Origin of the sequence: Streptomyces sp. SID3212, assembly GCF_009865405.1 — a bacterium.
In the GTDB taxonomy this organism is placed as follows: Bacteria; Actinomycetota; Actinomycetes; order Streptomycetales; family Streptomycetaceae; genus Streptomyces.
The window spans coordinates 1-898 of record NZ_WWJY01000191.1 but is presented as its reverse complement, the minus strand read 5'-3'; the positions used below and the strand labels follow the sequence as shown (position 1 = coordinate 898).

General features: G+C 75.5%; 1 protein-coding gene. It reads right to left on the bottom strand.

All coding sequences use genetic code 11. The features are described from left to right. Positions 1 to 898 (bottom strand): glycosyltransferase (locus GT042_RS05570; RefSeq protein ID WP_161307579.1); only part of this gene is annotated, 898 nt, incomplete at both ends.

The window sequence follows — 898 nt, the reverse complement described above, 5'->3', positions numbered from 1 at the left end:
CCCCCGGCCGGGCCGCCGCCGGGCGCCGCTCCCCCGTCCGGCCCAGCCCGGTGCGCGGTGATCGTCCGGGCGTGGGCGAGGCCGCGCGGCAACTTCCGCAGGAGCGACGGTAGTAGGGCCGGGCGGCGGACCAGGATCGCGGTGAGGTACGCGGTGAGGCCGGCGCCGTATCCGTACGCCTGGTTCCTCAAGTCCTCCCAGGTCTCCCGGTGGTGGTGCCAGACGAGCGCCCCGGGCGTGTAGCGCAGGCGGTGTCCCGCGCTCAGGACCCGGACGAAGGCGTAGAGGTCGTCGCCGCCCCTGGCGGGTGTCCCGGTGCCGGTGGCGGGGTCGAATCCGCCCACGGAGGCGAGGACTTGGGCACGGAAGGCCATGTTGGCGCCGGAGCCGAAGCTGCCCGCGGTGAACGGGAAGAGCGGTTCGTCGGCGGGCGGCGCGGCCGGATCGTACAGCCGCTGTGTGAAGCCCTTCGCGAAGCCTCCGTGGCTCTCCAGCAGGATCTGGGCGGGGGTGGTGAGCCTGGCAGGGAGGATCAGGCCGGTGACGCAGCCGAGGCGGGGGTCGGCGGCGAACGGCTCGGTGAGGGCGGTGAGCCAGTGCGGATCGGCGACGACGTCGTCGTCGGTGAAGGCGAGCACCTCCCCCCGCGCGGCGGCGACGCCGCGGTTGTGGGCGACGGCCAGGCCCGGGACCGGTTCCAGGACGTAGTCGACGCGGCCCGCGTAACGGCCCTGGACGAGGTCGCGGGTGGCGGTGGTGACGGGCGCGTTGTCGACGACGAGGACCTGGAAGTCCGGGTGGTCCTGGGCGAGGAGGGAGTCGAGCGCGCGGGCGAGCTGCCCGGCGCGCTCGCGGGTGGCGACGACGACGGTGGCCCGGGGAAGCGGCGGGGTGGGGC